This window comes from Streptomyces justiciae, assembly GCF_015163075.1.
Classification (GTDB): Bacteria; Actinomycetota; Actinomycetes; order Streptomycetales; family Streptomycetaceae; genus Streptomyces; species Streptomyces justiciae.
This window is the reverse complement of sequence record NZ_JADDXU010000003.1, coordinates 281,706-307,617: the sequence shown is the minus strand read 5'-3', so window position 1 is coordinate 307,617 and position 25,912 is coordinate 281,706. Positions and strand designations below refer to the sequence as shown.

The 25,912-nt window shown below is 70.3% G+C and carries 19 protein-coding genes; 10 read left to right on the top strand and 9 right to left on the bottom strand.

What is annotated here, in order from left to right; all coding sequences use genetic code 11:
* Positions 1-68 precede the first annotated feature (68 nt).
* A complete protein-coding gene (locus tag IQ210_RS09695) occupies positions 69-854 on the top strand; it encodes a calcium-binding protein (protein WP_407699689.1) in 786 nt (261 codons plus the stop codon).
* An 89-nt stretch (positions 855-943) separates the two neighbouring features.
* Positions 944-4,648, top strand: a complete 3,705-nt coding sequence (locus tag IQ210_RS09690) for a TIR domain-containing protein (RefSeq protein ID WP_194078482.1) — start codon at positions 944-946, stop codon at positions 4,646-4,648.
* 4 nt (positions 4,649-4,652) lie between these two features.
* Here the strand turns inward: IQ210_RS09690 and IQ210_RS09685 are convergent, their stop codons facing one another.
* From IQ210_RS09685 to IQ210_RS09660, 6 genes are all read right to left on the bottom strand, one after another.
* Positions 4,653-5,633: a Yip1 family protein gene (locus IQ210_RS09685; RefSeq protein WP_194078480.1), complete on the bottom strand. Its 981-nt coding sequence runs from the start codon at positions 5,631-5,633 to the stop codon at positions 4,653-4,655.
* Between the two features lie 60 nt (positions 5,634-5,693).
* Positions 5,694-7,139 (bottom strand): FG-GAP-like repeat-containing protein, encoded by a 1,446-nt coding sequence (locus tag IQ210_RS09680; protein WP_194078479.1) that lies wholly within the window; start codon positions 7,137-7,139, stop codon positions 5,694-5,696.
* Positions 7,140-7,171: 32 nt separating this feature from the next.
* Entirely contained in the window at positions 7,172-8,536 is a 1,365-nt protein-coding gene (locus tag IQ210_RS09675; protein WP_194078478.1) for an FG-GAP and VCBS repeat-containing protein, read from the bottom strand.
* Between the two features lie 70 nt (positions 8,537-8,606).
* Positions 8,607-10,091, bottom strand: coding sequence for an integrin alpha (locus IQ210_RS09670; protein WP_194078477.1), 1,485 nt, complete (start codon positions 10,089-10,091; stop codon positions 8,607-8,609).
* 206 nt (positions 10,092-10,297) lie between these two features.
* Complete coding sequence (locus IQ210_RS09665; RefSeq protein WP_194078475.1) at positions 10,298-11,593, bottom strand: FG-GAP repeat domain-containing protein; 1,296 nt, start codon at positions 11,591-11,593, stop codon at positions 10,298-10,300.
* Positions 11,594-11,668: 75 nt separating this feature from the next.
* Positions 11,669-11,869, bottom strand: coding sequence for a hypothetical protein (locus IQ210_RS09660; protein ID WP_194078473.1), 201 nt, complete (start codon positions 11,867-11,869; stop codon positions 11,669-11,671).
* A 93-nt stretch (positions 11,870-11,962) separates the two neighbouring features.
* Here IQ210_RS09660 and IQ210_RS09655 point away from each other — a divergent pair, with 93 nt between their 5' ends.
* From IQ210_RS09655 to IQ210_RS09645, 3 genes are read left to right on the top strand one after another with little or no spacing between them, the layout of a single operon-like run.
* A complete protein-coding gene (locus IQ210_RS09655) occupies positions 11,963-12,967 on the top strand; it encodes an aminoglycoside phosphotransferase family protein (RefSeq protein ID WP_228047422.1) in 1,005 nt (334 codons plus the stop codon).
* A 13-nt stretch (positions 12,968-12,980) separates the two neighbouring features.
* Entirely contained in the window at positions 12,981-13,496 is a 516-nt protein-coding gene (locus IQ210_RS09650) for a GNAT family N-acetyltransferase (protein WP_228047421.1), read from the top strand.
* Positions 13,497-13,541: 45 nt separating this feature from the next.
* On the top strand, positions 13,542-14,354 hold the full coding sequence (locus IQ210_RS09645) for a DUF817 domain-containing protein (protein WP_322656331.1): 813 nt from the start codon (positions 13,542-13,544) through the stop codon (positions 14,352-14,354).
* Here IQ210_RS09645 and IQ210_RS09640 read toward each other — a convergent pair.
* Entirely contained in the window at positions 14,347-16,614 is a 2,268-nt protein-coding gene (locus tag IQ210_RS09640) for a (Fe-S)-binding protein (RefSeq protein WP_194078470.1), read from the bottom strand. The two genes, IQ210_RS09645 and IQ210_RS09640, sit on opposite strands and share 8 nt — an antisense overlap.
* Before the next feature lie 200 nt (positions 16,615-16,814).
* Between IQ210_RS09640 and IQ210_RS09635 the strand changes: the two genes are divergently transcribed.
* The 5 genes from IQ210_RS09635 to IQ210_RS09615 all read left to right on the top strand — a co-directional run bounded on the left by IQ210_RS09635 (position 16,815) and on the right by IQ210_RS09615 (position 22,066).
* Positions 16,815-17,819 carry an MraY family glycosyltransferase gene (locus IQ210_RS09635; RefSeq protein ID WP_194078468.1) on the top strand — a complete coding sequence of 335 codons (1,005 nt, stop codon included), beginning with the start codon at positions 16,815-16,817 and terminating at the stop codon, positions 17,817-17,819.
* A 94-nt stretch (positions 17,820-17,913) separates the two neighbouring features.
* The gene (gene dnaK, locus IQ210_RS09630; RefSeq protein ID WP_194078467.1) at positions 17,914-19,752 is read left to right on the top strand and encodes a molecular chaperone DnaK; all 1,839 of its coding nucleotides are present in this window, start codon (positions 17,914-17,916) and stop codon (positions 19,750-19,752) included.
* On the top strand, positions 19,749-20,399 hold the full coding sequence (gene grpE / locus IQ210_RS09625) for a nucleotide exchange factor GrpE (RefSeq protein WP_194078465.1): 651 nt from the start codon (positions 19,749-19,751) through the stop codon (positions 20,397-20,399). The genes dnaK and grpE overlap by 4 nt, the downstream gene beginning before the upstream one ends.
* A gap of 33 nt (positions 20,400-20,432) precedes the next feature.
* Positions 20,433-21,614 (top strand): molecular chaperone DnaJ, encoded by a 1,182-nt coding sequence (dnaJ, locus tag IQ210_RS09620; protein ID WP_194078463.1) that lies wholly within the window; start codon positions 20,433-20,435, stop codon positions 21,612-21,614.
* A gap of 5 nt (positions 21,615-21,619) precedes the next feature.
* Positions 21,620-22,066: a heat shock protein transcriptional repressor HspR gene (locus IQ210_RS09615; protein WP_059194555.1), complete on the top strand. Its 447-nt coding sequence runs from the start codon at positions 21,620-21,622 to the stop codon at positions 22,064-22,066.
* A 67-nt stretch (positions 22,067-22,133) separates the two neighbouring features.
* Here the strand turns inward: IQ210_RS09615 and IQ210_RS09610 are convergent, their stop codons facing one another.
* Positions 22,134-23,798 carry a fibronectin type III domain-containing protein gene (locus tag IQ210_RS09610; protein ID WP_194078462.1) on the bottom strand — a complete coding sequence of 555 codons (1,665 nt, stop codon included), beginning with the start codon at positions 23,796-23,798 and terminating at the stop codon, positions 22,134-22,136.
* A 23-nt stretch (positions 23,799-23,821) separates the two neighbouring features.
* The gene (locus IQ210_RS09605) at positions 23,822-25,864 is read right to left on the bottom strand and encodes a fibronectin type III domain-containing protein (protein WP_194078460.1); all 2,043 of its coding nucleotides are present in this window, start codon (positions 25,862-25,864) and stop codon (positions 23,822-23,824) included.
* Between the last annotated feature and the right edge of the window lie 48 nt (positions 25,865-25,912).

The window sequence follows — 25,912 nt, the reverse complement described above, 5'->3', positions numbered from 1 at the left end:
ACGCTCCCCTCTGATCAGGTCCGATCAGATCGATTCTGGTCGGGCAAGGACTCCATGGGGGGATGTTCATGCGCGCAACCACGCGCTTTGCCCTGCTCGGCACCAGCCTCGCACTGGCCGTCACCGCGGTCGGCGCCACCAGCGCCCAGGCGGACGACGGAGGTGCCGGGGACATCACGATCGACAAGGCCGTCGTCAACGGCGGCAAGCCGGTCGTGGTGGGCACCACCAACGTGGTCTCTGCCAAGGTGTCCGTGACCGCGACGGACAACTCGGGCATCGCCAAGACGTCGTACATCAGCGGCGACGGGCCCGGCCCGAACTACGCGACGATCTGGTACGACGACGGCGACATCACCTGCGTCAAGGTCAGCGCCACCACGTCGACCTGCTCGGGCACGCTGACCTTCGACCCGCAGGGGTCGACCGGCTTCGCCGACAACGCCGCGGCGGGCACCTGGAACCTCGGTGCGCTCGTCTCCGCCAACGACTTCGACTACATCCACCGGGACGCCGCCACCACCTTCAAGGTGCAGCGCGCCTCGAAGCTGACGGTCAACGCCTCGCCGGAACCGGTGAAGAAGGGCAAGACCATCACCGTCACCGGCAAGCTCTCCCGGGCCAACTGGGAGGACAACCTGTACCACGGGTACACGGGCCAGTCGGTGAAGCTGCAGTTCCGCAAGAAGGGCTCCAGCACCTACACGACCGTCAAGACGATCAAGACCGACTCGACGGGCAACCTCAAGACCACCGTCACCGCGGCCGGCGACGGCTACTTCCGCTACTCCTTCGCGGGCACCTCGACCACCCCGGCGGTCAACGCGGCCGGCGACTTCGTGGACGTGCAGTAGTCGCGGCGAACCGGCCTGCCCGCACGTGCCGTTGGTTCTAACCTTGTGGTCCACAGCAGGGGGCGGGCTCGGGGCACGTGCGGGGGATCATGGCGGAGTACGGGGAGTCGTCCAGCACGGGTGTGTGGCTGAGGCGGGGGCTGGGGCAGCCGCCGGGCGAGGAGTGCGGGCGTTTTGTCGCCTGGTCGCCCGACGGGGCGCTGGTCGCCGTGCCGGCCGCGCCGGACCGCGTCCGTGTCGTGCACGCGGAGAGTGGCACGGACGTCGCGGTCTTCGAGGTGCCCCTGCTCGACACAGCGGACCGTGCGGACGTGGGGCACGTGTCCTGGGCGCCGGACGGTTCCCGGTTCGCCGGTGCCTGCGGCCACGGCGGCGTTCGGATCTGGGATCTCGAGGGGCTCAGGCCGCCCCAGCATCTGGCGGCGAACAGGGAATGGGTCTTCCGGGTCGCCTGGGGGAACTTCCGCTTCGGCCATCTCCTCGCGTCCTGCGGGTACGACAACACGGTCCGAGTCTGGGACGTCGGTGACGGGCGGCTCCAGCACACCTTCGAGGGTCACACGGACTTCGTGACCGACCTCGCCTGGATGTCGGACGGACTCGGCCTGGCCAGTTCCTCGGCCGACCGCACGGTCCAGACGTGGAAGACGGGGCCTTCCGTCACCTCGCAACCCGTCTCTCTGACGGGGTGGGACACCCCTGACAACGTGTCCTGCCTCGCCTGGTCCGGGCACACGGGGGTGCTCGCCTTCGGCACGAGCCGTGGCGCTGTCGGGCTGCGGTCACCCTTCCCCACCGTCGATCCGGAGCAGCGCGCCACGACCTTGGAGGGTCACACCGACCGGGTCTGGAACGTGGCGTTCTCCATGGACGGCAAGCTCATGGGGACGGCCTCGGACGACGGAACCGTCCGGCTGTGGCGCACGGACGACTGGACGACCGTCGCGGTCGTGCGGCTCCCTCAACACGACGAAGCGGAAGATGCCGCCGTCCGCAGCCGCGGCGAGGAATACGAGGACCCCATCGACTGGAAATGGCGCACCGCCCCGGTCCTGGACTTCCACCCCGCCCACCCCCGCTTCGCCGTCTGGACCAACCACTCAGGCCTCTCCGTCTGGGACTACGACCTCGACCGGCTCCTCGGCCAGCCGGCGCCCGTGGAGTCCGTCCGCTACATGACCGCCAAGGTCGTCCTCGTCGGGGACTCCGGTGTCGGGAAGACCGGGCTCGGGTGGCGGCTCGCGCACGACGAGTTCCGGGAGCACGCGTCGACGCACGGGCAGCAGTTCTGGGTCGTCGACGACGTACGGACGCAGCGCGCGGACGGCACCGACTGCGAGGCCGTGCTGTGGGACCTCGCGGGGCAGCACGTGTACCGGCCGGTGCACGCGATCTTCCTCGACAACGTCGATCTCGCGCTCGTGCTCTTCGACCCGACGAACCGTCAGGAGCCGTTGAAGGGCGTGGAGTTCTGGCTCCAGCAGCTGTCCGGCGGCAGGAGCCTCCCGCCGACCGTCCTGGTCGGCGCGCGGGACGACCGGGGCACCTCCGCCCTCCCGGCGTCGGACCTCGAGCAGTTCTGCCAGAGCCGGGGGATCAGCGGCGGATACGTCAGCACCAGTGCCATGACCGGCTCGGGGGTCGGCGCACTGATGGAGCTGTTGCGCGGCCAGATCCAGTGGGAGCGGATGACCACCACGGTCACCACCGTCACCTTCAAGCGCATCAAGGAGTACGTCCTGGCGCTGAAGGAACGGCCCGACCGCAGCGAGGTCCTGGTCCGGCCGGCGGACCTGAGAGAGCAGCTCCAGGCCACGGACGCCGGCTGGCGGTTCACCGACGACGAGATGATGACCGCCGTCGGACACCTGGAGAACCACGGCTATGTGTCGGTGCTGCGCACCTCGGCCGGCGCGGAGGCGATCCTGCTGGCCCCCGAGGTGCTCGTCGACCTGGCCTCCTCGATCTTCCTCCAGGCCGACAAGCACCCGCAGGCGCTCGGCGCGACGAGCGAGGCCTCCCTGCTGGCCGGCGAGTACCGCTTCCCCGAGCTGGAGACGCTGGCCCCCGACGAGAGGCAGGTGCTCGTCGACGCCGCGGTGGCGCGGTTCCTGGAGCACAACCTCTGCTTCCGGGAGACCCTCGGCGCGGAGACCCTGCTGATCTTCCCCGGCCTGATCAAGCAGAAGCGGCCGCTGTACGACGCGGTCGAGACCGTCGACGACATGACGTACGTCGTCCGCGGCCGCGTGGAGAACGTCTACGCCGCGCTCGTGGTGCTGCTCGGCCACACCCGCCGCTTCACCCGGGTCAACTACTGGCAGAACCAGGCCCAGTTCGAGATGGGCAGCGGCGAGATCTGCGGTCTGCGTCTCCTTCAGGAGCGGGAGGGCGAGATCGAGCTCGTGCTCCACTACAGCGAGGCGGTGCCGCCGTACGGCCGGAACGCCTTCCAGGGGCTCCTGGAGGGTTTCCTCTACGAGCGCCATGACGTCACGGTCACCCCCTTCCCGCCGGTGGCCTGTGGGAACGGCCACAAGCAGGACCGTACGGTGGTGATCGGCGCCCTGCGGGACAGGCTGGGGACGATGTTCTGCTCGCGGTGCGGGGAGCGCATCGCCCTGCCGGATCTCGACGGGCCGGTCGCGCTCGGCGAGGAGGACAGCCGGCTCGTCGGGACGGACCGGGCGGCGGCGCGGCTGCGCGGGGCGTACGAGACCCGCCTGGTCCGGGTGAAGAGCTTCCGCGCCGACCGCGCGGTGCCCCGGTGCTACGTCAGCCATCTGCCCGAGGACGCGGAGTGGGTCGCCCAACTCGCCCGCGATCTGCGGGATGCCGGTGTGCTCGTCGTCGAGGAGGCGGGCGACGTCCAGGACGATGACTTCGTGCTGGCGGTCGTGACACGCGCGTACGCACGGGAGTTCGCGCGGCTCGGTGCCGACGCCGCGCTGATCCGGGAGCGGCGGCGGACGCGCCCCGGGCGGTCGCCCCGTGTCGCCCCGCTGCTGCGCACCGGTGCCGCCGAGGCGATCCTTCCCGACGAGTTGCGCGGCCTGCTGCCCGGCGAGTTCCAGGACGACGTCTGGTACAGCAGGTATGTCGTCGCGCTGTTCGACCTGGTGCTGACGTTGTACGCCATCCCTTTCGACCATCCGGCGTTCGGGGGGCTGCGGTCGGACATGCAGCTGGAGGCGCTGAGGTTCAGGCTGGCGGTACCGGAGCCGCTGTCGACAGAGCAGTCCGCGCACGTCTATCTGTCGTACTCCTGGAGCGAGGAGAGCAACGCCCTCGCCGACCAACTGGACGCCGCCTTCCAGGAGCGCGGCCTCATCATGGTGCGCGACCGGCGGGACGCCGGGTACAAGGCGTCCATCGGCCGGTTCATGGAGCGCATCGGGGAGGGCAAGTGCGTGATCCTCGTGATCAGCGACGCCTACCTCAAGTCGCAGAGCTGTCTGTTCGAGCTGCTGCAGGTCGCCCAGCACGGGGACTTCCGGGACCGGGTGTTCCCGGTGGTGCTTCCCGACGCGCGGATCCACCGGGCGAAGGACCGGGTCGCGTACGTGCGGTACTGGGAGGAGCAGATCGCCGAACTGGACGAGGCGCTCAAGTCCGTGTCGTCGGCCAACCTCCAGGGATTCCGGGAGGACATGGACCTCTACACGGAGATCCGCGCCCAGCTCCCGAGACTGGCCGACATCCTGCGCGACATGAACGCCCTGACCGTCGACCTGCACCGCGAGTCGGCGTTCACCGAGCTCTTTGAGGCGGTGCTGGCCCGGCTCGCGGTGTAGCCGCCTAGAACGTGCCCAGCTTCACGATCGACAGCAACGCGATCAGCTGGATCGCCGACGCCCCCAGCGCCTTCGGCCACGGCAGGTCGTGGGACCTGGAGACCATCAGGGTCAGGAGGGCGCCCGCGGCCACCCAGGTCGCCCAGCCGAGGGCCTGGACGAAGGTCGCGTCGCCGCCGAAGAACATGGCGAAGACCAGACGGGGTGCGTCGGTCAGGGACATGATCAGCATGGAGAGGCCGACCGTGGGCTGCCAGGCGCCGTCGCCGCCGAGCTGGCGGGCCAGGGTGTGGGTGACCACGCCGAGCACGAACGACGACAGGACCATCGCCACGGCCGTCGTCAGGACGATCGGGACCGCGTTGGAGAGGGTGGCGTTGATCGCCTCCTCGCGGGCGCCGTCGAAGCCGAAGACGGCCAGGAGGCCGTAGAGGAAGGTCACGATGAGGGCCGGGACCCACATCGTGTAGTCCCGCATCTGGAGGAAGGTCTGGTTGGGGGCCATGACGATGCCCCTCAGCAGGTCCTTCCAGTGCAGCCGGGGGCCGACCGGGCCCGCGGGGGGTGTGGAACCGGCGCGGTAGGTACCGCCCTGGTTGTACGGGTCCTCGCCGACCGAGAACGCCTGGGTGTGGCCCGGGTGGTTCGCCGCGTACGGGTCCGGGCCGGCGGGGGGCTGGCCGTAGCCGCCGTCGCCGCCGAAGTACTCCGGCTCGTCGTAGCCGCCGCCCTGGTGACCGCCGCCGTACCCCTGCTGCTGCCCGGGATACGGCTGCGGCTGCGGCGGCGCGGGGTAGCCGCCGTACGACGGTCCCTGCGGGGCCTGCTGCCCGTACGGAGGTTGTTGCGGTCGCGTGTGAGGAGCGCCGTTGTCCCGGCCGCGTCCGATCCTGAATCCAGCCACGCCTTCGAACGTACCTGGTCCCGGAGAGTGACGTGCCGGGCCCGAGGGTTCGGGCCCGGCTTTGCTGCCGAGCTGTGACATCCCTTACGGGGAATCCCTGAAGGTCACGGGGATTTCGCCGGGTGGGCGGCCGCGCATCCGTCAGCCTTCCAGTACGTCGCCGAAGTACGCGTCGCCCGTCGGGCCGCCCAGGGTCGGGCCGGTGAAGGACTTCGAGCCCGTGGCCGTGATGCCGGACGTCGTGGACTTCAGGAACCAGACCGCGCCGTCGCTCGTGTTCTCGCCGGAGGCGGAGGTGACCAGTTCGGTGCGGCCGTTGTTGTCGATGTCCGTGAGCTGGACCGCGTAGCCGAAGTGGTCGTTCGACTCGGCCGTGCCGGGGACGTTCGTGGTGTTCTGGGAGTAGGGCTTCGCACCCGTGCCGGTCAGGCCCGTGGCCGAGCCGCGCAGGATCGTGACCGTGCCCGCGCTCTTCGCCGAGCCGATCGTCTCCTGCTCGGCGCCGACCGCGATGTCCGGGTAGCCGTCGCCGTTCACGTCGCCGGCCGACAGGCTCCAGCCGAAGAAGTCGTTCTTCTCGGCCGTGCCCGGGACGCCCGCCGAGTCCTGGGTGAACTTCACCGGGGTGCGGGACGACAAGCCCGTGTCCGCGCCGTACGTCACCGTCACCGCGCCGCCCAGGCCGCCGTTCGGCTCGGACGTGGACTTCTCCATGAAGTTGCCGGTGACGATGTCGCCGTAGCCGTCCTTGTTCACGTCGGCGATCACCGCGTCGTAGCCGCCGGCGAGCTTGCTGCCGGGGCGCAGGCCGTCGGCCGAGCCGGTGTAGAGGACGCTGCGGGTGCGGTAGCCGTCAGTGATCTCCTGCTGGCCCATCACGAGGAGATCGGTTGTGCCGTCGCCGTCGACACGGCCCGCGACGAGCTTGTCGGCGTTGATGCCCGTCTGGTCGTAGGTGTCGATGAACTGGAGCGAACTCACCTTGCCTGTACGGGAGATGGGGCCGTTGAAGATGTTCAGCTCCGCGTAGGCGAGGTTGACGGCCGCCAGGTCGGTGTCCCCGTCGCCGTCGAAGTCGCCGGTGGCGACCGACCAGCCCAACTCGTTGCGGTTGGGCGGCAGGGGCGAGCTGATGTCGGTGCCGGACTTGATGCCGGTCGCCCCGCCCCACAGCACGGTGAGGGCGCCGGAGTCGCCGGTCGAGCCGATCTGCTCGCCGTGCACGCCGACGACGAGGTCCGTGTAGCCGTCCCCGTCCAGGTCGCCCGACGTCAGACGGTCGCCGAAGTAGTCGTACGACTCCGGGGTGCCCGGGATGCCGTCGGTGGCCTGGCTGATGATCTGGCGCTCGCTGGTGTCGAGGCCGCTCTTGGTGCCGTAGACGACGGCGACGTAGCCCGCGCCGGTCTTGCCGCTCACCTTGGCGATGGGGGCGGCGATCGCCACGTCGCGGTAGCCGTCGCCGTTGAAGTCACCGGCGAGGCCGGAGGGCGCCGCGGCGGCGGTCGTGGCGGACGCCAGGGTGAGCAGACCGCCGGTCAGGGCGGCGGCGGTGGCGGCCGCGAGGGCGGTTCTGAGGGGGCGCATAGGGGTGCTCCAGTAAGAAAAGAAGGGGGAGGTCAGTCGAGGAAGCCGCCGCCGTACTCCGGCAGGTGGACGGAGCCCGTCGCCGTCGGAGTGGTGCTGGTGCCGGGCATGAACAGGGCGTCGCCGTTCGCGCCCACCGTCAGGTCCGCCTTGCCGTCGCGGTTCAGGTCGCGCAGGCGGACCGGGGCGCCGAAGGAGACGTAGGAGTCGGCCGGGCCGAGGACCGACTGCGGGATCCAGGTGGAGCGGGTGCCGGTCAGGCCGCCGGAGCCGCCGCGGAAGACGGTGACACCGCCCTGGTCCTCCTTACCGTCGACGTCCTCCTGCGGGACGCCGACCGCGAGGTCCGCGTAACCGTCGCCGTTGGTGTCGCCGGCCGAGACCGAGTAGCCGAAGTTGTCGCCCGCCTCGGGGCTGCCCGAGACACCGGAGGACGCCTGGTTGTACGTCATCGAGCCGCTCGGCCCCGACGACGTGCCGCGCCAGACGCTGACGATGCCCTTGCCGTCGTTGTTGTCGGGCAGACCGACCGCGATGTCACCGTAGCCGTTCTTGTCGAAGTCGCCGATCGCGGCGCCCCACGGCTGGCTGGCGTACGTCTTGGAGGCGCCGGAGGTCAGGCCCGACGAGGCGCCCTTGAGGTACCAGATGCGGTCGGCCGGCTGGTTGTCGACGAACTGGGTGCCGAGGACCACCAGGTCGGTCTTGCCGTCACCGTTGACCTTGCCGGCGGCGAGGCCGTGCGAGTACCAGCCCGCACCCTCCTTGTCGATCTTGGCGACGCTTCCCGTCGTACCGGACTTGGTGAACGGGCCCCGGTACAGCCAGGCCTCGCTGCCGCCGATCACCGCGAGGTCGGGCGAGCCGTCGCCGTTGAAGTCGCCGGTGGCGAGCTCGCTGCCGAAGTGGGACTGGGAGCCGTTCGCGCCGGACCTCGGGGCGAGGCTGGTGCCGCCGGACAGGCCGGTGCGGGAGCCCCAGACGATGGTGACCGTGCCGCGGTACTCCGCGCTGCCCACGTGCTCGGTGCTGTTGCCGACGACCAGGTCCGCGTAGCCGTCCTTGTTGAGGTCGGCGCTGCTGAGCGACTCGCCGAAGTAGTCGTCCTCCTCGCCGGTGCCGGGGATGCCCGCGCTGTCCTGGTGGACGACCTGGGTGTGGCCGGTGTCCAGGCCGCTCGCCTTGCCGTAGACGACGGTGACGGCACCGCCCTCCCAGCCGTCGGGGCCGGAGATCCCGCTGGAGTAGTTGCTGTAGGCCAGGTCGCGGTAGCCGTCGCCGTTGAAGTCGTCGTAGTGCTTGGCGACGGCGGCGGAGGCCGGGGCGGCGAGGAACAGCGGGGTGAGGCCGGTCGCCAGCAGGGTGGTGGTGAGGGCGGCGGCGGTGCTTGTGCGCATGGGGTTCGCTCCCGTCGGCGAAAGGGGGCCGCCGGGCCGATGGGGTCGGCCCGGCGGGTGGGGTGTCGGGTCAGTCGGCGAAGTTGGCGCCGAAGTTCGGGCTGCCGGTCGTCGAGACCCCGGAGGTGCTCGGGGAGACGGTGCGGGAACCGGTCGTGGTGATCTTCGTGCCGTTGGACGGCAGGTAGAGGAGCGCGCCGTTGCCGTCGTTCTCGTACGAGCCCGCGATCAGGTCCGCCTTGCCGTCGCCGGTGACGTCGTCGAGCTTGACGTCGGCGCCGAGGGCGTCGTTCTTCTCGTCCTCGCCGGGGACGCCCCCGGTGGACTGGGCGAAGGACTGGGCGCCGGAGGAGGTGTTGAGGCCGGAGGCCGCGCCGTACAGGACGGTGACCATGCCGGTGTCGGTGATGCCGTCGATGTTCTCGCCGGCAACGCCGACCACGAGGTCCTGGAAGCCGTCGCCGTTGATGTCGCCGAGGTCCAGCTCGTAGCCGAAGTAGTCGTTCTTCTCCGAGGTGCCGGGCACGTTGCCGGTGTTCTGGGTGATGCCGGTGACCGAGCCGGCGCCGCTCGCCGAGCCGTAGGTGACCCAGACCTTGCCGCCGTCGGCGCCGCCCGGGAAGGTGACGCTGCCGTCGCTCGTGGTCCTGTTCCAGTACATGCCGGAGACGATGTCGCCGAACTTGTCGCCGTTGATGTCACCGATCGCGGTGATCACACCCGGCTTGAGCTCCTGCGCGGAGGCCGCGGACAGGCCGCTCGCGGTGCCGGGGACCAGGTAGTTGGTGTTCCAGCCGTAGTCGGTCTCGGTCTCGAAGCCGTCGACGACGAGGTCGGTGCGGCCGTCGCCGTTGACGTCGCCCGCGGTGAGGTTGAGCGGGCCGCGGGCGTTGCCGCCGGACTGGATCGGCGGCTTGACGGTGCTGCGGCCGCCGACCGCGGTGCCGGTGGCGCTGATGCCGCCCTTGTAGAGGTAGAGCGTGCTGGAGGTGTTGCCGACGACCAGGTCGTCCTTGCCGTCGCCGTCGAAGTCGCCGGCGGCGAGGTTCTTGCCCCAGTTGTCGTGCGAGGAGGGGGCCGGGTCGGAGACGGTGACGCCCTTGCCGGTGATGCCGCTCGCCGAGCCCCACAGCACCACGAGGGTGCCGCCGTCGGTGTCGCTGCCGACGTCCTCGTAGGCCGCGGAGACGGCGATGTCGTCGTAGCCGTCGCTGTTGAAGTCGCCGTACGCGGTCTCCGCGCCGAAGAAGTCGTTCGTCTCGGCGGTGCCCGGGACGCCGGTGGTGTTCTGGCTGATCACGGAACGCTTGGCGGACGAGATGCCGGTGGCGGTGCCGTACGTGACGACGAGCTGGCCGGCGGCCTTCTTGCCGTTCACATAGGCGCCGGCGGCCGAGAACGCCACGTCCCCGATCCCGTCGTGGTTGAAGTCGGCCTGCGGGACGGTGGTGGAGTCGGCGGCCGTCGCGGTCGCGGCCGAGAACGTGAGCAGACCGCCCGTGAGCGCGGCCGCGGTGGCGGTCGCGAGGGCGAGTCGCAGATGACGCTGGTGCATGCGGTTTCTCCTGCGGCATGCGGGGACGCCTGGCGGGGCGTCCACAGTCAATGGGGGGCGGACCGCACGCGTTCTCCGGGGAGCGGCTCTCGGCTCACCACGGGCACACAGCGCGGTCGGCGATCAGGAGACCGCTGCCGTTGGGCAAGGGTTGTACGTGAGTTCGGTAAATTTTTGTGCGAGCTGAGGCGCGTGGTGCGTGCCAGTCAGGAGCCGAGGAACGCCGAGGTCGAGAAGGTGAGCGTCGGTTCCGCCGTCAGCAGGCCCTTCTTCGTCCCGGAGAAGACCGCGACGCTGTCCTTCGTCTCGCCCCGGTAGGTGCGTACCGCGAGGTCCGCCCGGCCGTCCCTGTCGAAGTCGCCGACGCCGACGACCCGTGTCGTCCCGACGGCTTTCGGCTCGACGGTGACCATGGCCGACGCGGACAGTCCCTTCGTACGGCCCCGGAAGACCTTCACCCGCGAGCCGCTGGAGACGAGTTCGCTCAGCCCGTCCCCGTCGAAGTCCCCGGCGTCGAGCATCGAGCCGGGGGAGGCGAGGGTGCCGCGGACGGCGGTGGGCAGGTCGTAGCGCAGGGCGGTGCCGCCCATCGCGCCGACCGCCGCGTCCCACGCCTTGCCTTCGCCGAAGCGGCCGAGGGCGACGTCGATGCCGGCGGGGAGGGTGGCGCCGGTACGGATCGGACCGGCGGGCCCGCCGAGGACGACGGCGGAGGCGGCGGTGCCTTCGGCGGTACGGACGACGAGGTCGTCGTAGCCGTCGAGGTTCACGTCGGCGGCCGGGCCGGTCGGCACCTGTCCCGGTGACTGGATCGGCGCACCGGCCTTGCGCGGGGCGCCCTTCCGGTTGAACGGGCCCTGGAGGAAGCTCAGTTGGCCGCCCGAGGCGTGCAGGACGAGGTCCTCGGCGCCGTCGCCGTCGAAGTCCCCGCACACCGGCTGGTCCGCCCAGTCGTTGCCCGCGCGGGCCTTGGCGGGGACGGCGAGCTTGACGGCCTTGCCGGTCAGCCCGGCGGGGGAGCCGAACAGCACCTGCAACGGCACCGGGGGCTGCCCCTGGCCGTCGAAGGGCGGGTCGGTGGAGACGACGAGGTCGGTGAACCCGTCCTTGTCGAGGTCGCAGCTCGCCTCCGCGTCGAAGACGGCGGGGAGTTGGCCCTTGGTGGCCACCGCCTGCTTCCTCGCGCTCACCAACTGCCGTGCGCCCGGCCGCAGTCCGCGCGCGCTGCCGTAGACGATGCCGATGCCGGGGTCGTCGGTGTGGCTCTCCGCCTTGACGAGGTCGTTGAGGACGAGGTCGCGGTGGCCATCGCCGTTGAAGTCGTCGGCGACCTTGCTGCCGTCGCCGCGCGGCACGGGCAGCAGGGCGGGCGCGCTGTTGGCCCGTACGGGGGCGCCGGTCGTGTCGTCGGAGCTCTCGGCGTGCTGGGTGGGGCCGCAGGCGGCGACCAGCAGCACACCGCAGAGAACCGCCGTGCCCGTCCCGGCTCTTCGCACGCGCACCGCTCACCTCGTCAGCATCATCGACAACGACCTCGCAATGATGCACGCGTTCGACGGCGGGGTTAAGGGGTCGGTTCAGTCGCCATCGTCACTACTCGAGTTGGAGCGGCTGTTCCGCTTGTTGCTCTTCGCCAGGGCCACCACGACCTCCCCCAGCCCGGTCGTCACCCAGGCCACCCCCCGCACCCACCGTGGCCCGCCCCGCGCGGCCCACACCACACAGACGCACCCGAAGATCACGAACGCCAGGATGCCCAGCAGTACGACGAGCCCCATGTTTCCCCCACCTCACGCTTGCCTACGGTCCCGGTGATCCTCTCGTACGGAAACCGCTGGTGGAAGGGGTGCCGACGATGGTCGGATGGGCCGATGCAGCACGAGGCGTCGATGATGACCGTGGACCGGGGGAGCTACCAGGACACCGTGACCCCCTGGGAGCGGCCGGAGTGGCGGGAGGCCGCGCTCGGCTGGGCGGAGGCGGGGCTCGCCGCGCACGGGCTGCGGCCGGCGGGGCGGTGGAGTGTGCGGTTGCGGCCGTGGTCGGTGCTGGTGCGCATCGGTGTGCGGGACGGGGCCGACGTCTGGTTCAAGGCCAACCCGCCCGCGAGCGCCTTCGAGGGCGCGCTCACCGCCGCGCTGGCCGGCTGGGTGCCGGAGCATGTGCTGGAGCCGCTCGCGGTCGACGCCGGACGCGGCTGGTCGCTGCTGCCCTACGGCGGTGAGGTCTTCCGGGACGTGCTGGAGCGCGGCGCCGCCGACGTCCGGGCGTGGGAGGGGGCGCTCGGGCAGTACGCGCGGATGCAGCGCGCCCTGATCCCGTACGTCGACGAGATGGGCCGTATCGGCGTCCCGGACGCCCGTGCCGCGACCCTCCCGTCGATCTTCGACAGCGCGCTGGCGGCGAACAGCGCCCTGGACCCGACCGACCGGGCCCGCCTGACGGCACTCCGCCCCCGCCTCCTCGACTGGTGCGCGGAACTCGCCGACACCGGCGTCCCCGACTCCCTCGACCACTGCGACCTGCACGACGGCCAGCTCTTCCACCCCGGGCCCGGCCGCTTCACCTTCTTCGACTGGGGCGACGCCAACATCTCCCACCCCTTCTGCAGCTTCACCGTCCCCGCCCGCCGGGTCCGCGAACGGTACGGCCCCGAGGCGCTGCCCAGGCTCCGCGACGCGTACCTCGAACCCTGGACCGGCGACGGCCGCACCCTGCCGGAACTGCGCCGCGCCCTGACCCTGGCCACCCGCCTCGGCGCCCTCGCCCCCACCCGCGCCTGGACCCGCCTCTTCCCCGGCACGACCCTCCCGGCGGCGGACGCGGCGTGCGCGGAGTGGCTGAGGGGGCTGTGCACCGAGGAGCACCTCCGGTGAAACGATGATCGTCATGACGTACACGGTCATCCGACTCCCCCAGTACACGAAGGCCGACCTCGACGAGATCACCGGCGGCCTCGACGACCCCTTCGAGGTGGCCGCGCTCGGGGTGCGGTCCCGGGACAAGGACGTGCACTTCGGCGTCCGGCACGCGGGGCGGCTGGTGGCGCACGCCGGGCTGGTCGACGCCACGGTGTCGGTCGGCGCGAGGCGGTTCCCGGTGGCGGGACTCGGCGGGGTGGTCGTCGCGCCGGACCTGCGGGGCCAGGGGCTGGCGCGGCTGGTCGTGGAAGCCGCCGTCGCCCATGCCCGGGGCACCGGCGCGGAGTTCGGGCTGCTGTTCTGCCTGCCGGACCGGATGCCGCTGTACCGGCGGCTGGGCTGGCGGGAGTCGACGGACGGCATGCGGGTGGAGCAGCCGGGGGAGGCCGTCGTGGACCATCCGCTGCACACGATGTGGCTGCCGCTCGCCGAGGACGCGGTATGGCCGGCAGGGCGTGCGCGGCTGCATTCGCTGCCCATGTAGGGCGCCGCTGCAACCATCCCCACCCCGAGGGCGATCTACAGCACCGTGCATGCCCTCCGCCAACTCGCCCGCTTCACCTGGCTCCAGGCCCGCTGCTGCGCCTTCGCCGTCGCGCTGTTCGCCGGCATGGCGGCCTCGACCCTGCTCCCGCCGCTGCCGGTCGCGCGCTACGACCTGCTGCTGGCGTACGGCGTCCTGCTGACCGGGGTGGGGTTCCTGGTGGGCTGGGAGACGCGGCGGGAGGTGGCCGTTGTCGCGTTCTGCCATCTGCTCGGGCTCGCCTTCGAGATCGTGAAGGTGCACGTCGGGTCCTGGAGTTATCCCGAGCCGGGGGTCGCCAAGCTCGCCGGGGTGCCGCTGTACGGCGGGTTCATGTACGCGGCGGTCGGCAGCTACGTGTGCCGTGCCTGGCGGCTGATGCGGCTGTCGCTGCGCGGCTACCGGGCCCGCGCCACCGCCGCGGTCGCCGTGCTGCTGTACGCCAACTTCCTCACCCACCACTGGATACCCGACCTGCGCTGGCCGCTTGCCGCGCTGCTGCTGGCGGCGACCGCGGGCACCTGGGTGCACTACACGATCGGTGCCCACCGGTACCGGATGCCGCTCGTGCTGTCCTTCGCGTTGATCGGGTTCTTCCTGTGGCTGGCGGAGAACGTGGCGACGTATCTCGGCGCCTGGACCTATCCGGACCAGCTCGACGGCTGGCAGCCGGTCGCGATCGGCAAGTGGGTCTCCTGGGCGCTGCTCATCAGCGTCACCTTCGTCATCTGCGGCGCGCGCCGGCATACGACGACGCCCCCTGCCGATTCCTCGGACAGGGGGCGTCGTACGGCCGTATCGGCCAGGACCGTTACTTGACCGGCTCGGGCTCCGGCTCGCTCTCGGTCTCCGCGGCGTCCTCGGGGTCCACCGGGGTCTTGACCGACTCCAGCAGCAGCTGGGCGACGTCGACGACGGTGATGGACTCCTTGGCCTTGCCCTCGTTCTTCTTGCCGTTCACCGAGTCCGTGAGCATGACCAGGCAGAACGGGCAGGCGGTGGAGACGATGTCGGGGTTGAGCGACAGGGCCTCGTCGACACGCTCGTTGTTGATGCGCTTGCCGATCCGCTCCTCCATCCACATCCGCGCGCCACCGGCGCCACAGCAGAAGCCGCGCTCCTTGTGGCGGTGCATCTCCTGCTGACGCAGGCCCGGGACGGCCGTCATGATCTCGCGCGGCGGCGTGTAGATCTTGTTGTGGCGGCCCAGGTAGCAGGGGTCGTGGTACGTGATGATGCCCTCGACCGGCGTGACCGGGGTCAGCTTGCCCTCGTCCACCAGGTGCTGGAGCAGCTGGGTGTGGTGGATGACCTCGTAGTCGCCGCCGAGCTGCGGGTACTCGTTGCCGAGCGTGTTGAGGCAGTGCGGGCAGGTGGCGACGATCTTCTTCGAGGACTTCGGCTTCTTGGTGCTCTCGTCCTCGTCGTCCTCGCCGAACGCCATGTTCAGCGCGGCCACGTTCTCCATGCCGAGCTCCTGGAACAGGGGCTCGTTGCCGAGGCGGCGGGCGGAGTCACCGGTGCACTTCTCGTCGCCGCCCATGATCGCGAACTTGACGCCCGCCATGTGCAGCAGCTCCGCGAAGGCCTTGGTGGTCTTCTTGGCGCGGTCCTCCAGGGCGCCGGCGCAGCCGACCCAGTACAGGTACTCGACCTCGGAGAGGTCCTCGATGTCCTTGCCGACGACCGGCACCTCGAAGTCGACTTCCTTCGTCCACTCCAGGCGCTGCTTCTTGGCCAGGCCCCAGGGGTTGCCCTTCTTCTCCAGGTTCTTGAGCATCGTGCCCGCCTCGGACGGGAACGCGGACTCGATCATCACCTGGTAGCGGCGCATGTCGACGATGTGGTCGACGTGCTCGATGTCGACCGGGCACTGCTCGACGCAGGCGCCGCAGGTGGTGCAGGACCACAGGACGTCCGGGTCGATGACGCCGTTCTCCTCGACGGTGCCGATCAGCGGGCGCTCGGCCTCGGCGAGGGCGGCGGCGGGAACGCCCGCCAGCTGCTCCTCGGACGCCTTCTCCTCACCCTCCATGGTCTTGCCGCCACCCGCGAGCAGGTAGGGCGCCTTGGCGTGCGAGTGGTCGCGCAGCGACATGATCAGCAGCTTCGGCGAGAGCGGCTTGCCCGTGTTCCAGGCCGGGCACTGCGACTGGCAGCGGCCGCACTCGGTGCAGGTGGAGAAGTCCAGCAGGCCCTTCCAGGAGAACTGCTCGACCTGGGAGACACCGAAGACGTCGTCGTCACCGGGGTCGGTGAAGTCGATCGGCTTGCCGCCCGACGTCATCGGCTGGAGCGCGCCCAGGGCGGTGCGGCCGTCGGCGTCGCGCTTGAACCAGATGTTCGGGAAGGCGAGGAAGCGGTGCCAGGCGACGCTCATGTCGGCGTTGAGCGAGACGACGATCATCCAGATGAAGGAGACGCTGACCTTGATCCCGGCGAACAGGTAGACCAGGGTCTGGAGCGTGGAGACGTCGAGGTCACGCAGGGCGGCGACCAGCGGGTACGAGGCGAAGTACGCAGCCTCGTAGTGCTCCACGTGGTGCAGCGAGCCCTCCAGGCCGCGCAGGATGTAGATCACGGTGCCGATGGTGAGGATGACGTACTCGACGAAGTACGCCTGCCAGGCCGTGGACCCGGCGAAGCGGGACTTGCGGCCGGCCCGGGAGGGCAGGTTCAGCAGCCGGATCGGGATGAGGATCGCGATGCCCACCGTCGTCATGACGGTGATGAACTCGACGTACATCTCCCAGGGCAGCCAGCCGCCGATGATCGGGAGCTGGAAGTCGGCCTGGAAGAGCTGGCCGATGGCCTGGCCCAGGATCGGGATCAGCGTCAGGAAGCCGATGGCGACGAACCAGTGGGCGAAGCCCACGATGCCCCAGCGGTTCATGCGGGTGTGACCCAGGAACTCCTTCACCAGGGTCACGCTGCGCTGGTACGGGTTGTCGGTGCGGGCACCGGCCGGCAGCGGCTGTCCGAGCATGAAGAAGCGGACGAACTGCGCGATGACGCGTGCGAAGAGTGCGGCACCGACCACGGTCAGGACCAGCGACACGATGATCGCTGCGAGTTGCATGTCGGGGGCTCCTCGGGCCTGGGCGGGGCGAGATTACTAAGCGGTAACTTATGCAGTCCTCTTGAGGGTACCCGCATCGTCGTTCGCACTGTAGCCAGCACTGCGGTGATCTGTGTCGCTGAGGGTTGCCTTAAGAGCGTGTGGCAATCCGAACGTGTTATGCGTACCAAATTGGTACATTCGTGACTACTTTAAGACGCGTGCTCTATGGGATCGCCGCCGCCACGACCGCCCTGCTGCTGACCGCCGTCCTGGCGGCCGTACTCCGCGCCCCCGCGCTGCGCCTCGGCCTCGTCGACCGTCGCCGGCAGCAGCGCAAGGTGCCGCTCTCCGGGGGCCTGGCCGTGGTCCTCGCGACCTGCGCCGTCGTCGCCGTGGGGGAGTGGACGGACCTCGTGCCCCTGGGCGGCGGGGACCTCCTCGTCGCGGCCGTCGCCGTCGCCGCCCTCGGACTCGCCGCCGACCTCTGGCGCGTCCGCGCGCGCGTGCTCCTCGTCGGTACGGCGGTGGCGGCGGCCTGCGTGGTGCCGTACGAGGAGACCGGCGTCGTCGGCGGGGCGCTCGCCGTCGGCTGGATCGCGTTCGTGGCGCTCGGGTTCCGGGCACTCGACCATGCCGACGGGCTCGCCGGGACCGTCGGGGTCGTCGCCGCCTTCGGGGTGGGCGCCTGCGCGGCGGCCGAGGTGATGGACGGGCTCGCGGTGCTGCTGAGCGTGCTGGCCGCCGCGCTGACCGGGTTCCTCATGCACAACTGGCCGCCCGCGCGCGTGGGGCTCGGTTCCGGCGGGGCGCTGTTCGCCGGGTTCGTGCTCGCGGCGGCGGGCGTGGTGGCCCGGACCGGGCACGAGGCGGCCTCCAGTGCGGGTGTGCTGTTCGCGCTCAACGTCGTCGCCTTCGCCGACGTCCTTCTGGTCGTCGTCTCCCGGCGGCTCGCCGGGCGGCGCGGGCCCGACCATCTCGGGCACCGGCTGCGCAGGCTCGGGCTCACCCCGCAGGGGACGGTGGTGCTGCTCGGGCTCGGGGCCTTCGCCGGGGTGCTCGTCGGGGTGCTGGAGCACCTCGGGTGGGTGGGCGGAACGGGGGCGCTGTGGGTGGCCTCGGGCGCCCTGGTCGTCGTACTCGCGCTGCTGCGGGTGAAGTCCTCCGGTGCTGCTCGACCGGTATCGCCGCAGGTCAGGGCACAGTTGCGTGTAAGGAACGGATAAGAGTTGAGCCTCACAGACTCAGGTCTGTTGACCCATTCGCGGGCGTCATGCACACTTGAGTCCGTTCCACTCAAGTCAGCTGGAGGAATCAACCATGGCACGTGCGGTCGGCATCGACCTGGGCACGACTAACTCCGTCGTCAGCGTTCTCGAAGGCGGCGAGCCCACCGTCATCACCAACGCCGAGGGTGCCAGGACCACGCCGTCCGTCGTCGCCTTCGCGAAGAACGGCGAAGTGCTCGTCGGCGAGGTGGCCAAGCGCCAGGCGGTCACCAACGTGGACCGGACGATCCGGTCCGTGAAGCGTCACATGGGCACCGACTGGAAGATCGAGCTCGACGGGAAGCCCTTCAACCCGCAGCAGATCTCGGCGTTCATCCTCCAGAAGCTGAAGCGGGACGCCGAGGCCTACCTGGGCGAGAAGGTGACCGACGCGGTCATCACCGTCCCGGCGTACTTCAACGACTCCGAGCGCCAGGCGACGAAGGAAGCCGGTGAGATCGCCGGTCTCAACGTCCTTCGTATCGTCAACGAGCCCACCGCGGCCGCGCTGGCGTACGGCCTCGACAAGGACGACCAGACGATCCTCGTCTTCGACCTCGGTGGCGGCACCTTCGACGTGTCCCTCCTGGAGATCGGCGACGGCGTCGTCGAGGTGAAGGCCACCAACGGTGACAACCACCTGGGTGGTGACGACTGGGACCAGCGCGTCGTCGACTACCTGGTCCAGCAGTTCAAGTCGGGCCACGGCGTGGACCTCGCCAAGGACAAGATGGCGCTCCAGCGTCTCCGTGAGGCCGCCGAGAAGGCGAAGATCGAGCTGTCCTCGTCCACCGAGACCTCGATCAACCTGCCCTACATCACCGCCTCCGCCGAGGGCCCCCTGCACCTCGACGAGAAGCTCACCCGCGCCCAGTTCCAGCAGCTGACCGCGGACCTCCTGGAGCGCTGCAAGACGCCGTTCCACAACGTCATCAAGGACGCCGGCATCTCCATCAACGAGATCGACCACGTCGTCCTCGTCGGTGGCTCCACCCGTATGCCCGCCGTCGCCGAGCTCGTCAAGGAGCTGACCGGCGGCAAGGACGCCAACAAGGGCGTCAACCCGGACGAGGTCGTCGCCATCGGCGCGTCCCTCCAGGCCGGTGTCCTCAAGGGTGAGGTCAAGGACGTCCTGCTCCTCGACGTGACCCCGCTGTCCCTCGGTATCGAGACCAAGGGCGGCATCATGACCAAGCTCATCGAGCGCAACACCACGATCCCGACCAAGCGGTCCGAGATCTTCACCACGGCCGAGGACAACCAGCCGTCCGTGCAGATCCAGGTCTACCAGGGCGAGCGCGAGATCGCGGCGTACAACAAGAAGCTCGGGATGTTCGAGCTGACCGGTCTGCCGCCGGCGCCCCGCGGCGTCCCGCAGATCGAGGTGTCCTTCGACATCGACGCCAACGGCATCATGCACGTGACCGCCAAGGACCTGGGCACGGGCAAGGAGCAGAAGATGACCGTCACCGGCGGCTCCTCGCTGCCGAAGGACGAGGTCGACCGGATGCGCCAGGAGGCCGAGCAGTACGCGGACGAGGACCACCGCCGCCGCGAGGCCGCCGAGACCCGCAACCAGGGCGAGCAGCTCGTCTACCAGACGGAGAAGTTCCTCAAGGACAACGAGGACAAGGTCCCCGGCGAGGTCAAGACCGAGGTCGAGGCCGCCGTCGAGGAGCTGAAGACCGCGCTCAAGGGCGAGGACACCGCCGAGATCCGCACGGCCACCGAGAAGGTCGCCGCGGTCTCCCAGAAGGTCGGCCAGGCCATGTACGCCGACGCCAACGCCGCGCAGGCCGCGGGTGGCGCCGGTGCGGAGGCCCCGAAGGCCGACGACGACGTCGTCGACGCCGAGATCGTCGACGAGGACCGTAAGGACGGTGCCGCGTGACGGAGGAGACCCCGGGCTTCGAGGAGAAGCCCGACGTCCCCTCCGGCGCGACCCCCGACGACGCCGAGCCGAAGGCCGCCGCCTCGCCCGAGGGTGAGGGGGCGGCCCCGGCCGGGGACGCAAACGCACAGATCGCCGGCCTGACGGCCCAGCTGGACCAGGTCCGCAAGGCGCTCGAGGAGCGCACCACGGACCTCCAGCGGCTCCAGGCCGAGTTCCAGAACTACCGCCGCCGCGTGGAGCGGGACCGGATCACGGTCAAGGAGATCGCCATCGCGAACCTCCTGACCGAACTCCTGCCCGTGCTCGACGACATCGGCCGCGCCCGGGACCACGGCGAGTTCGTCGGCGGATTCAAGTCCGTCGGGGAGTCACTGGAGACCGTCGCGGCGAAGATGGGTCTGCAGCAGTTCGGCAAGGAGGGCGAGCCCTTCGACCCGACGATCCACGAGGCCCTGATGCACAGTTACGCACCGGACGTCACCGAGACGACCTGCGTGGCGATCCTCCAGCCGGGGTATCGCATCGGCGAGCGCACCATCCGCCCCGCGCGGGTGGCCGTCGCCGAACCGCAGCCGGGCGCGCAGACGGTCAAGGCCGAGGACGCCGAGACCGAGGAGAAGGACAACAGCTCTGAAGAGGGCTGACGTCAGGACGGACCGAGAGGAGGGGCGTCGGGGATGAGCACCAAGGACTTCATCGAGAAGGACTACTACAAGGTCCTCGGCGTCCCCAAGGACGCCACCGAGGCCGAGATCAAGAAGGCGTACCGGAAGCTCGCCCGCGAGTTCCACCCGGACGCCAACAAGGGCAACACCAAGGCGGAGGAGCGCTTCAAGGAGATCTCCGAGGCGAACGACATCCTCGGCGACCCCAAGAAGCGCAAGGAGTACGACGAGGCTCGCGCCCTCTTCGGCAACGGCGGCTTCCGCCCGGGGCCGGGCGCGGGCGGCGGCTCCTTCAACTTCGACCTCGGTGACCTCTTCGGAGGCGGTGGCGGCCAGGGCGGCCAGGGTTCCGGCGGCTTCGGCGGCGGCATCGGCGACGTGTTCGGCGGCCTGTTCAACCGCGGCGGCACCGGGGGCACCCGGGTCCAGCCGCGGCGCGGCCAGGACATCGACACCGAGGTCACGCTGAGCTTCACGGAGGCCATCGAAGGGGCCACGGTCCCGCTGCGGATGTCCTCGCAGTCCCCCTGCAAGGCCTGTTCGGGCACCGGCGACAAGAACGGCACACCGCGCGTGTGCCCGACCTGCGTCGGCACCGGCCAGGTCGCGCGGGGCTCGGGCGGCGGCTTCTCGCTGACCGACCCCTGCCCCGACTGCAAGGGCCGCGGCCTCATCGCCGAGCACCCCTGCATGGAGTGCAAGGGCAGCGGCCGCGCCAAGTCCTCGCGCACCATGCAGGTCCGCATCCCCGCCGGGGTGACGGACAACCAGCGCATCCGCCTGCGCGGCAAGGGCGCGCCGGGTGAACGGGGCGGCCCCGCGGGCGACTTGTACGTCACCGTCCACGTGGACGCCCACCCGGTCTTCGGCCGCAAGGACGACAACCTCACGGTCACCGTCCCGGTGACGTTCGCGGAGGCTGCGCTCGGCGGCGAGGTCCGGGTCCCCACCCTGGGCGGCCCGCCCGTCACCCTCAAGCTGCCGCCCGGCACGCCCAACGGCCGCACCATGCGCGCCCGCGGCAAGGGCGCGGTCCGCAAGGACGGCACCCGCGGCGACCTCCTGGTCACCGTCGAGGTGAGTGTCCCCAAGGACGTGACGGGGAAGGCTCGTGAAGCGCTCGAGGCGTATCGCGAGGCGACCGCGGACGAGGACCCGCGGGCGGAGCTGTTCCAGGCCGCGAAGGGAGCATGAGAGAGATGGACGGCCGTCGACGCAACCCGTACGAACTGACCGAGGAGACCCCGGTCTACGTCATCTCGGTGGCGGCCCAGCTCTCCGGCCTGCACCCGCAGACCCTTCGCCAGTACGACCGCCTCGGCCTGGTCTCCCCGGACCGCACCGCAGGGCGGGGCCGCCGCTACTCGGCCCGCGACATCGAACTGCTGCGCACCGTCCAGCAGTTGTCGCAGGACGAGGGCATCAACCTGGCCGGCATCAAGCGCATCATCGAGCTGGAGAACCAGGTCGCCGCGTTGCAGTCCCGTGTCGCGGAGATGGAGGCGGCGCTGGAAGGCGCGGCCGCCGCGATGCGGCAGCGGGAGGCGGCGGTGCACGCGTCGTACCGGCGTGACCTGGTGCCGTACCAGGAGGTGCAGCAGACCAGCGCGCTGGTGGTCTGGCGGCCGAAGAAGGCCAAGGACTAGGCAGACGTATGCGAGAGGGGCCCGGAGGTTTGTCCTCCGGGCCCCTCTCGCATGCTTGAACGGTGTGTCACCGCCCGCTGAAGAACTCCAGCGAGGCGCCTTGGTAGCCGACTCGGCCGTAATAGTCCACGGCGTACACGGTCACCATGCAAGGCCCGTTGTACGGCGCGACCCAGGAGATCGACCCCGTGGTCGAGAACTGCGTGCCGCTGTCACCGCACGCCCCGGAGACGTCCCAGGAGTACCCCTTCAGCAGCCGTCCCTCGTCGCCCGCGCCCGGTGCCGCCGTGACCTGGATCGCGGAGCGGCCGGGGATGCCGTTGGAGACCAGCGTCAGCTTCGGCGCCTTCGGACCGACCGCCGTGGCCTTGGTGACGCGCTCGGCGGAGACCTGCTCGGACGGCAGCGACTCCAGGCCGTCCGCGCCCACGGTGGCCACGTAGTAGTAGGCCTTGCCCGCGGGAGCGGTCCGATCCTCCCACCCTTCGCCGCCGGTGCTGCCGATCCAGGTCCAGGCGCTCTGGGTGTCGGTGCGGCGGTAGACGTGGTAGCTGCCGACCATGTCGGGCGACGCCGTCCACGTGACCTTCGTGAGGTCGTCGGCGGGCGGCTCCGTGGCGAGGCCGGTCGGCGCGGCGGCCGTCGAGGCCACGGGCCGGCTCGCGGCCACCTCGCCGGACACGGGCGAGACGTTCACCGCGGTGTCGACGGCGTACACGGAGAAGGCGTAGGGCACGCCCGTGTCGTCGGCCGGCACCGGGAACTGGAGCGACGTCCCGAGCACGAGGTCCGGTCCGTCGGGGTCGGGGTCCCCGTTCCGGGAGGCCCACACCTCGTAGTGGTCGACGTCCTTCGACGCCGACGCCTCCCACGTCAGCGAGATGCCGGCGGTGGTGCCCTTCGCCGTGACACCGGTGACCCCGGCGGGGGCGGTGCGGTCGACGGTGGTCACGCTCTGGTCGGCGGTGCCGCCGGAGACGTTGCCGGCTTTGTCGTAGGCGCGGATCTCGTAGTAGTAGGTGTCGCCGGTGACCGGGAGGGTGGCGTCGGTGTACGAGGTCCCGGTGGTCGTCGCGAGCGGGGTGCTGCCGAAGGAGGTGCCCTTGAGGCGTCGGTAGACGCGGTAGCCGGCGAGGTCCATCTCCTTGTTCTTGGACCAGGTGAGCTTGGCCTTGCCGGTGGCCTGGTCGTACGAGACCGAAGTCCCGGTCGGGACAAGGGGTTTGACCTTGTCGACGGTGGCCGAGGTGCGGGGCGCGTAGGCGAACTTGACCTTCGCGCTGCCGGTCCAGTTGACGTAGTCGACGCGGAGAGAGTGCTTGCCGGACGGGATGGAGACGTTGACGGTCTTCGACACGGTGGTGGAGGTGTTCTTCCACAGGTCGATCTTCCGTACGCCGTCGACGTAGACCCGTATCCCGTCGAGCCCGGAGGCGGCGAGGGAGAACGGCCCACCGGAGCCGAAGTCACGGCTGACCGACCACCGCACACCGAAGTTGTTGGACGGCAGCCCGGAGACCGGGGCTCCGCTCCAGCTCTGATCGATGGCGCTGTCGCAGTCCGTCTTCTTCGGGGTGCCGGAGAAGGTGGTGTTGGCGAAGAACTGCCGCTTGAAGACAGGGGAGTTGCAGGTGGTCGCGGCGGAGGCGGGCGTGACGGTGAGCAGGGTGCCCGCGGTGGCCAGGACGACCGCGCTCGCGGCGGCGGCCGTCGTGAAGCGAGGGTGGTTCATCGGGTTCGTGTTCCTTCTTCGGCTCAGACGAGGTCCGGCCGGATCTGCCACGGGTGGGCGGCGACCGTCTCGGTGCCGTCGGACAGGACGCCGACGACGCGGTAGTAGGAGATCGAGCCGAGCGGCATCGTGGCGTCGGTGTAGGACTGGTAGTAGACGCCGTCCTTCGGGGCCACGGTGCCGAGCAGGTCGTAGGTCTGCGTCTCGGTGTTCCAGCGGCTGACGCGGTACTCGGTGACGTCCGCGCAGACGGCGCCCTCGCAGTGCCACTGGACGTTCCCGCCCTGCCCCGGCATGGTCCAGCCCCCGCCGCCCCACAGCGCGCCGGAGTCGGCGCCGATGGGCTCGCCCGGGGTGATGGTCAGCTCGGTGGCGTCGACGATGGTCCATTCCGAGGCGTTGCCCCACTTGTCGACGGCGTAGACCGCGTAGGCGGCCGTCTCGCCGTCCGGGATGCCGATGCACAGGGCGGTCAGCGGGTCGGTGGTGCTGCGCGTGCACGGGTCGGTCGCCTTGAAGGAGCCGTCGGCCTGGCGCACGCCGCGGGCGGCCCAGTAGTGGTCGATGTCCGCGTCCGTGGACGCGTTCCAGCGCAGCAGCACGCCGTCGGCGCGGGGCGTCGCGGTCAGGCCGGTGACCGGCGCGGGCGGGAGGCCGTCGGCGGTCGTCACCGTCACGGTCTCGGACGGGGCGGACTCGTTGCCCTGCCAGTCGGTGAAGGTGACGGCGTAGGTGTAGGTCGTGGCGTACGCCCAGGTGGGGTCGACGCAGCCGAACGAGTAGACGTCGTTGGCGCTGTCCAACGTGGTGCTGTAGTCGCAGTCCAGACGCTCGGCGTCGGCGCCGAGCGTGCTGCCCACGGAGCGGTACACGGTGAAGCGACCGTAGTTGTCCAGCTCGTCGCGGGTGTGTTCCTCCGGCGTCTTCCAGTTCACTCGCACGTCACCGCTGTCGGTGCTCACCGCCAGGTCGAACGGCGCGGGCGGCGCGGTCCGGTCGATGCCGTCAGAGGTGACCGGCGCCGAGTACGGGCCCGGGTTGCCCAGCGCGTCGAGCGAGCGCACGACATAGGTGTGCAGGGTCTCGTTGTGGCCCACGTAGTGCAGGTAGGAGGTGCCGGTGAGCGACTTCAGCAGGGTGTACGAACCGGTCGCCGCGTCCTTCTCGAACACCTCGTACCCGACCGCACCCGACACGGCGTCCCACCCCAGCACCATCCCGTCCAGATCCCCGTGCGCACTCAGCCCCGTAGGCGCGGCGGGCCCCGTACGGTCCACCGTCGTCACACCCTGGTCGGCGGTGCCGCCGGAGACGTTGTCGGCTTTGTCGTAGGCGCGGATCTCGTAGTAGTACGTCTCGCCGGTGGGGGGCGGGGTGTCGGTGTACGAGGTCCCGGTGGTCGTGGTGAGGGGGGTGCTGCCGAAGGAGGTGCCCTTGAGGCGGCGGTAGACGCGGTAGCCCGCGAGGTCCATCTCCTTGTTCTTGGACCAGGTGAGCTTGGCCTTGCCGGTGGCGGCGTCGTACGACACCGAAGTCCCCGTCGGGACAAGGGGCTTGACCGTGTCGACGGTGGCGGAGGTGCGGGGCGTGTACGCGAACTTGACCTTGGCGGAGCCGGTCCAGTTGACGTAGTCGACGCGGAGGGCGTGACTGCCGGACGGGATGGTGACGTTGACGGTCTTGGAGACGGTCGTCGACGTGTTCTTCCACAGGTCGATCTTCCGTACGCCGTCGACGTAGACCCGTATCCCGTCGAGCCCGGAGACGGCGAGGGAGAACGGCCCACCGGAGCCGAAGTCACGGGTCACGGACCAGCGGACGCCGAAGTTGTTGGACGGCAGGCCCGAAGTGGGGGCGCTGGTCCCCCAGTTCTGGTCGATCGTGGTGTCGCAGTCCGTCTTCTTCGGGGTGCCGGAGAAGGTGGTGTTCGCGAAGAACTGCCGCTTGAACACCGGCGACGTGCAGGTCGTCGCGGCGGAGGCGGGGGCGGCGGTCGTGGTGAGGAGACCGCCGGTCACGGCGAGCACGGCGGCGGACGTGATCGTCGTACGTCTGGCTGGGTTCATCGGTTCCTTTGGTCCTGATCGTCAACGGCGGGCAAAGCCGCCGACGAT

Coding starts and splice junctions, on each gene's coding strand:
- IQ210_RS09695 (WP_407699689.1), top strand. CDS start 69: ATGCGCGCAACCACGCGCTTTGCCCTGCTCGGCACCAGCCTCGCACTG.
- IQ210_RS09690 (WP_194078482.1), top strand. CDS start 944: ATGGCGGAGTACGGGGAGTCGTCCAGCACGGGTGTGTGGCTGAGGCGG.
- IQ210_RS09685 (WP_194078480.1), bottom strand. CDS start 5,633: ATGTCACAGCTCGGCAGCAAAGCCGGGCCCGAACCCTCGGGCCCGGCA.
- IQ210_RS09680 (WP_194078479.1), bottom strand. CDS start 7,139: ATGCGCCCCCTCAGAACCGCCCTCGCGGCCGCCACCGCCGCCGCCCTG.
- IQ210_RS09675 (WP_194078478.1), bottom strand. CDS start 8,536: ATGCGCACAAGCACCGCCGCCGCCCTCACCACCACCCTGCTGGCGACC.
- IQ210_RS09670 (WP_194078477.1), bottom strand. CDS start 10,091: ATGCACCAGCGTCATCTGCGACTCGCCCTCGCGACCGCCACCGCGGCC.
- IQ210_RS09660 (WP_194078473.1), bottom strand. CDS start 11,869: ATGGGGCTCGTCGTACTGCTGGGCATCCTGGCGTTCGTGATCTTCGGG.
- IQ210_RS09655 (WP_228047422.1), top strand. CDS start 11,963: ATGCAGCACGAGGCGTCGATGATGACCGTGGACCGGGGGAGCTACCAG.
- IQ210_RS09650 (WP_228047421.1), top strand. CDS start 12,981: ATGACGTACACGGTCATCCGACTCCCCCAGTACACGAAGGCCGACCTC.
- IQ210_RS09640 (WP_194078470.1), bottom strand. CDS start 16,614: ATGCAACTCGCAGCGATCATCGTGTCGCTGGTCCTGACCGTGGTCGGT.
- dnaK (WP_194078467.1), top strand. CDS start 17,914: ATGGCACGTGCGGTCGGCATCGACCTGGGCACGACTAACTCCGTCGTC.
- dnaJ (WP_194078463.1), top strand. CDS start 20,433: ATGAGCACCAAGGACTTCATCGAGAAGGACTACTACAAGGTCCTCGGC.
- IQ210_RS09615 (WP_059194555.1), top strand. CDS start 21,620: ATGGACGGCCGTCGACGCAACCCGTACGAACTGACCGAGGAGACCCCG.
- IQ210_RS09610 (WP_194078462.1), bottom strand. CDS start 23,798: ATGAACCACCCTCGCTTCACGACGGCCGCCGCCGCGAGCGCGGTCGTC.
- IQ210_RS09605 (WP_194078460.1), bottom strand. CDS start 25,864: ATGAACCCAGCCAGACGTACGACGATCACGTCCGCCGCCGTGCTCGCC.